Source organism: Parafrankia sp. FMc2 (assembly GCF_041008525.1).
In the GTDB taxonomy this organism is placed as follows: domain Bacteria; phylum Actinomycetota; class Actinomycetes; order Frankiales; family Frankiaceae; genus Parafrankia.
Genome location: NZ_JBFLUG010000251.1, coordinates 1 through 5,617, shown reverse-complemented (window position 1 = coordinate 5,617; position 5,617 = coordinate 1). Strand labels below are relative to the sequence as shown.

The 5,617-nt window shown below is 66.7% G+C and carries 5 protein-coding genes and 1 pseudogene; 5 read left to right on the top strand and 1 reads right to left on the bottom strand.

The window, feature by feature from the left end; all coding sequences use genetic code 11:
- Together AB1460_RS35380 and AB1460_RS35375 are read left to right on the top strand one after the other, a co-directional pair.
- Positions 1-227 (top strand): annotated as a pseudogene (locus AB1460_RS35380) (IS630 family transposase); the annotation flags it as partial.
- Positions 228-644: 417 nt separating this feature from the next.
- Positions 645-1,397: a thioesterase II family protein gene (locus tag AB1460_RS35375; protein ID WP_368966767.1), complete on the top strand. Its 753-nt coding sequence runs from the start codon at positions 645-647 to the stop codon at positions 1,395-1,397.
- A 71-nt stretch (positions 1,398-1,468) separates the two neighbouring features.
- Here AB1460_RS35375 and AB1460_RS35370 read toward each other — a convergent pair whose 3' ends face one another.
- Positions 1,469-2,191: a TauD/TfdA family dioxygenase gene (locus AB1460_RS35370; RefSeq protein ID WP_420497451.1), complete on the bottom strand. Its 723-nt coding sequence runs from the start codon at positions 2,189-2,191 to the stop codon at positions 1,469-1,471.
- Positions 2,192-2,720: 529 nt separating this feature from the next.
- Between AB1460_RS35370 and AB1460_RS35365 the strand changes: the two genes are divergently transcribed.
- Genes AB1460_RS35365 through AB1460_RS35355 form a run of 3 tightly spaced genes read left to right on the top strand, consistent with a single transcriptional unit; the run spans position 2,721 to position 5,397 of the window.
- Positions 2,721-3,422: a sensor domain-containing protein gene (locus AB1460_RS35365; RefSeq protein WP_368966764.1), complete on the top strand. Its 702-nt coding sequence runs from the start codon at positions 2,721-2,723 to the stop codon at positions 3,420-3,422.
- A gap of 3 nt (positions 3,423-3,425) precedes the next feature.
- Positions 3,426-4,736 (top strand): sensor histidine kinase, encoded by a 1,311-nt coding sequence (locus tag AB1460_RS35360; RefSeq protein WP_368966762.1) that lies wholly within the window; start codon positions 3,426-3,428, stop codon positions 4,734-4,736.
- A gap of 16 nt (positions 4,737-4,752) precedes the next feature.
- Positions 4,753-5,397 (top strand): response regulator transcription factor, encoded by a 645-nt coding sequence (locus AB1460_RS35355; RefSeq protein WP_368966760.1) that lies wholly within the window; start codon positions 4,753-4,755, stop codon positions 5,395-5,397.
- Positions 5,398-5,617 lie beyond the last annotated feature (220 nt).

Sequence of the window (5,617 nt, the reverse complement as noted above, 5' to 3'; positions counted from 1 at the left end):
GGATCAACCAGATCGAGAACTGGTTCGGGATCATCACCCGCCAGTCGATCCGCCGCGGCACCTTCGGCTCGGTCGCTGCCCTCATCCGACAGATACGCGACTACATCGACCACTGGAACACCGATGCCGAGCCCTTCACCTGGACCGCCACTGCCGATGAGATCCTCGCCAAGGTCAAACTCGTCCAGGCCAGTGTGAAGAAACTCGTCGCAAACAACAGCAACTAAAGAAAACGGAATCACGTTACACTAGGGCGACCGCGTCGAGCGGAATACCGAGTTCCGTCAGTTCCGGTAGTTCCGTTGCCGCGCTATCAGGGAAGGGCCGGGCCAGTACTGCGGTGCGGACGACTCCAGGCGGGGACTCGGCTACCCAGCGGGGCACTCTCGTGCCGCGCACCGCCGTGCTGCGCGCTTTCGCCGTGACGAACTCTTCCACAGTCGTGTTCCCCGCGCTTCCCTCGTCAGCAAGCCGTCTGGATCAGAGCCTATAGATCGCAGTTTTTCTCCCGTTATCAAAGCTCTTTCTGTGACTCCGTAACAGCCGCCGACCGAGCTCGGGGAAAATGGGTTGCACGTCAGCACATCTTGGTAGAGTCGCCCGAAAGCACCGTCTGTCCGATTGTTCGCCTCGGTTGGAGTACGATGAAACCGTCGTTGACTGGTTGGTTCTCGACCCGCTTCCGGAACCCGTCGGCCCGGGTGCACCTGTACTGCTTTCCCTATGCCGGCGGGGGAAGTTCCGTCTTCTCGAAGTGGCCGGATGGTCTCGGGCCGGAGGTGGAAGTCCGACCCGTGCTGCTACCCGGCCGGGAAAGCCGGATCAGCGAGCCAGCGTACGCGAGCATGGACGAACTGCTACCAAGGCTCCTAAACGGTTTGGCGCCGCAGCTCGAGACGCCTTTCGTGCTGTTCGGCCACAGTATGGGCGCGCTGGTGGCATTCGAGCTCGCCTGCGGGCTCCTGCGAGCAGGCCTGCCCGCTCCGTCCCGGCTGTTCCTCTCCGCCGCTGGCCCTCGCCGGGGCCCGCATCTGACGGACAAGAGCCGTCTTCGTGACCCGGAGCTGCTCGAGTCGCTGCGCCGCATGAACGGTACCCCGCCGGAGTTCTTCGACGATCCTGATCTCGTCGAGCTGCTGCTGCCGATCATCCGCGCGGATTTCACCTTGGCGGAAACCTTCCAGGTAGCGACCGACGTCGTGCTGCCTGTACCGATCACCGGACTTGCCGGCTCCGTGGACCCGGAGGCGCGTCCCGCCGACGTCGGGACGTGGCGGGCGCACACCACGCGCGACTTCCGCCTCGAGGTGTTGCCGGGCGACCACTTCTTCATCCACGACCAGCGCCGAGTGCTCGACGTCCTGGCCCGGGACCTCGGCAGTCCGGCGTCCGGCTGATCGGTCCCCGGCCCGCCCGTACCCCACCGGATCGGGCGGGCGGGCCGGACCACCAGGCTTCGGGCCAAAGGTCATCCAGTCAGTACGTAGCCGTCGTCCGGGCGGAACGCACGCGAGCGGCGCAGGTCGGCACAGACGAACGTCCGTTGCAGCCAGCGGTCGGCGCCGTCGTAACGTGGTCGGAAGCCCGAGCGGCCATGCATGGTGACCCGGTTGTCGACGATCGCGAGGTCTCCCGGCCGAAGGAACACCTCCCGAGCTGACTGGTGGATCAACGTCGCGAGCTCAGCCAGAGCCTCTCCTGCCTGTGATCCCAGCGGCTTGGTCGCGGCGAAGTCCACCCGCACGTCGGGGTCTTCTGGTACGCCGGCGAGCACTGCGTGCGGCTCCGCTGGGGCGCCGACCACGAACGATGGTGGTGGCTCGGTGACGAACCAGGGGCTTTCCAGCGCGGCCCGGGTCGCAGTCGTGAGTCGCGGCAGCACGGCGCGGACACAGGCGGTACGCAGAGCCGCTGCCGTGTCGTGGTCGGCTCGAAGACACAACAGCAGGACGAAGTCCGGTCGGTGCCGGTGAAAGGCGTTCTCGTTATGGAAGGCGAGTGGTACCGAGCCGACGTTACCCTGAACATCCTCGTTGCCCGGTACCGGAACCACGTCCTGCACGAGAGCGCCCGACTTCTCCGCGGCGAATGCTGCTGGATCGCCGAGGCCACATGCGAGCGACATCAGCACCGCGGCCGAAAGCGTGGCCCGACGCTGCACCGACCCCGCGGCGAAGGGAGTCGGTGGCATGTTCGGAGTGTCCAGCAGAATTCCGCGCAGCAGTAGTGTCCCGTGGCCCCCTGAATTCCTGCGGAAGGCGCGGACTCGCCGCCGCAGCGCTACCGGTAGATCTTCCCAACCATGGCGTGCCGACGCGACCCAAGCCGGACTGTCTACCAGTCTCGGAGCCACCGCAGCGACGGTCTCGGCAACATTTTTGAGACGATCGGCGTCGGCCGGGCTGAGAATCTCGCCGTCCGAGTCCGCCGCGGCTGGTTCCGAGGAAGTGAGAAGCGACATCGAGCGTCCTTCGGCTGGTCGGGGACGGATGATCTCGCCGGTATACTAGGCAGGCCGGGTATCGCCGTCGTATTGCCGCCCTTTCACCCGGCAGGACGAGCACCGGGGACACGACCGAGTGCAGGCCGGGCGGCAATCGGGGGGGCAGCACGATTGCCTGGCCCGTGTCGCGTCGCAATCATCGAACCGTCGGAACCCCGACGTCGAGGCTGGAGACCTCGGAGCCCGAGGTCGCGAATACGAGAGGTGATCGACTACTGTGCGTAGTCCACAACCGGACGCTGGCGGGCGGCTGTCGCGTTCGTCGACGAGCCGGCCGGGATTCCTCGGCACGGACGCTTGGCGGCAGATGCTGCACGCCCTGATCTCCCTACCCATCGCCTTTGTCGGCTTCGTGCTGATAGTCGTGACGGTCAGCATCAGCACAGTCCTGTCGCTGACGGTGGTGGGAGCACTCTTGATCATACCGACGTTCGCGCTGACACGGCTGCTGACCAGAATCGAACGCGCCCGGGCCCGACGCCTGCTCGGCCTGGACGTCAGCGAACCTCGCCGTGCCCGCCCGGCCGGCGCACCATGGCGTCGAGTCCGCATTCGCTGGCAGGACCGGCAAAGCTGGCGCGACGTCGGCTTCCTGCTCCTGCATCTGCCATTGGCCCTGTTGTCATTCCTGGCGGCGGTCTCGCTCGTCTACTTCTTCGTCCGCGGGGCGAGCTACCCCTTCCAGGCCGCCGGTGATCCGTCGTACTACGAAAAGGCCTGGGGTGGGCCGACCTACCTGGGTGCCGTCGCGGTGCACAGCTCACCGGCCCTGATCGTGCTGATCTCCGGCCCAGCGATACTGCGGGCTGTCACCGGACTCCAGGCACGGGCCATACGGACGTTGATCGGCAGCCGCCCGTACTCCACCGCTGACCACCGACTCGACGCCAGACGCGTGACAACGGTGGACACCCGGTAGACAATGAGGGGCATCGCCCGCATCCACCATGCGCTCGACAACGCCTCGCGTGCCCTTGTCGCCAGGCGGACGTGGACCCAGGTCCTGTACGTACTGATCAGCGTGCCGCTGGCGGCCGCCGGGTTCGTATGGGTCCTGGCAACGCTGGCGCTGAGCGCCGTGCTGACGTTGACTCCGCTGGGGCTGTGGCTCCTCGCTCTCACGCTACGCGGCGCCCGGGTGCTCGGCAATCTCCATCGGGCATTGGCCGCGGTCCTGCTAGGCGACAGAATCGCGGCACCGCCCCCGCCGGCCGGCCGAAGTCCCCTCGCGTGGCGGCGCGCTATCCTCACCGACGCCTCCCAATGGCAGGCCGTCGGCTACCTCCTACTCAAGCTGCCTGTCGCCACCCTCATCTGCGCCGTGACGGTGGCGGTGTGGGCCAACGGTGGGCTGCTTCTCAGCTATCCGGTGCTGCGGACGACGAACGGACCGACGGTCGTCGAGGCGGACGGCACGGTTCGCCACGGCTTTTCGATCGGCGGCTTCCACCTGGACACCTGGCCCGGGATGCTGCTTGTCACCGCAGCCGGAGCCATCGTGTTCCTACTCGCTCCGTGGGTGGTCAGCAGGGTACTCGTGGTGGACCGGTTCCTGCTCCGTGCTCTGCTGGGCACGAACCAGCGCTCTGATCGTGTACGGGAACTGGAGAGGACCCGGGCCCAGGCAGTCGACGACGCCACCGCGACGCTCCGGCGAATCGAACGCGACCTCCACGACGGCACGCAGGCCCGCCTGGTCGCCCTAGGCATAAGCCTCACGATGGCGAAGGACACGCTGCGAGGGGAAGCCGACGACGCCTCGTTCAGACAGACCCGCGAGCTGATTGACAGTGCGCACCAGCAAGCCAGGGACACCCTGGTCGAGCTGCGCGACCTGGCTCGGGGGATTCGGCCCCCGGTGCTCGACCAAGGCCTGCTGGCAGCGCTGGCCACTCTCACGTCAGGATGCGCCCTACCGGTGGACCTACACACCAACATCCCCCGGCGTCCTGCCCCAGCGATCGAGATGATCGCCTACTTCTGCGTGACGGAGCTTCTCACCAACGCGGTGCGGCACAGCGGCGCGCAGCGCGTCCGGGTGGATGCCCGGCTACACGATGAAATGCTGTGGATACTGGTAGCCGACGACGGTGCGGGAGGCGCGACGCTCGGTGCCGGAAGCGGGCTCATCGGCCTGCGAGAGCGGCTCAGCACCGTCGACGGCGACCTAAAGATCAAAAGTCCGGCCGGCGGTCCGACCACTGTCACCCTGCGTCTGCCGAACCACTCGTGAAAGGAACTCCGACCCGGTGCGCTTGGTCGTAGCGGAGGACTCGGCGATTCTGCGTCACGGGCTGACGCAACTGCTTGCCATGCGGGGTCACCACGTCGTGGCGGCTGTCGGCGACGGGGATGCATTGGCCTCAGCGGTGGCCGAGCACCGGCCAGACGTCGCTGTGATCGACATACGGATGCCGCCGACGCACACCGACGAGGGAGTACGAGCGGCGATCGCGCTCCGGCACGAGTACCCGACCCTGGGAATGCTGCTCTTCTCTCAGTACATTGAAACGAGCTTTGCCACGACCCTGCTCACCGGCAAGCCGGAAGGGGTCGGCTACCTGCTCAAGGACCGGGTCACAGACATCGACGCCTTCGTAGACGCGTTGACGCGGATCGCCGCGGGCGGGACGGCGTTGGATCCCGAGGTCGTCGCGCAACTGCTGCGGGCCAGCCGGCAGCGGAAGACGCTCGCGTCCCTGAGCCCCCGAGAGCGGGACGTCCTGGCGCTCATGGCCGAGGGGCACAGCAACGCCGCGATAGGGGATGCGCTCACCGTCACCGAACGGGCGGTGGAAAAGCACATCGCTCACATCTTCGTCAAGCTCGATCTACCGCCTTCGGACACCCGACACCGCCGAGTAGTCGCCGTTCTGCTGTACCTGCAGGCATGAACCTGACTCACACTGCTGACCGACCCACAATGTCGCGAACCGGAGCCTGTCAATCCTGGTGAGACATCAGGCGGCTTGGTTCGTGGGTAGCGTCTCCTCGGTCTCGATGATCGCTGGGGGCTGGTTGATCCACGCCCTGGTAGGCAGCGCGGGCGGGGCCGGTCGGCGGTGGAACCGCTCGGGGTGGGCCGCGTAGGCGGCGTCGAGGACCTGGGCGCGA

Excerpts from the sequence above, each read along its gene's own strand:
- AB1460_RS35375 (WP_368966767.1), top strand. The coding sequence starts at position 645 with ATGAAACCGTCGTTGACTGGTTGGTTCTCGACCCGCTTCCGGAACCCG.
- AB1460_RS35370 (WP_420497451.1), bottom strand. The coding sequence starts at position 2,191 with ATGCCACCGACTCCCTTCGCCGCGGGGTCGGTGCAGCGTCGGGCCACG.
- AB1460_RS35360 (WP_368966762.1), top strand. The coding sequence starts at position 3,426 with ATGAGGGGCATCGCCCGCATCCACCATGCGCTCGACAACGCCTCGCGT.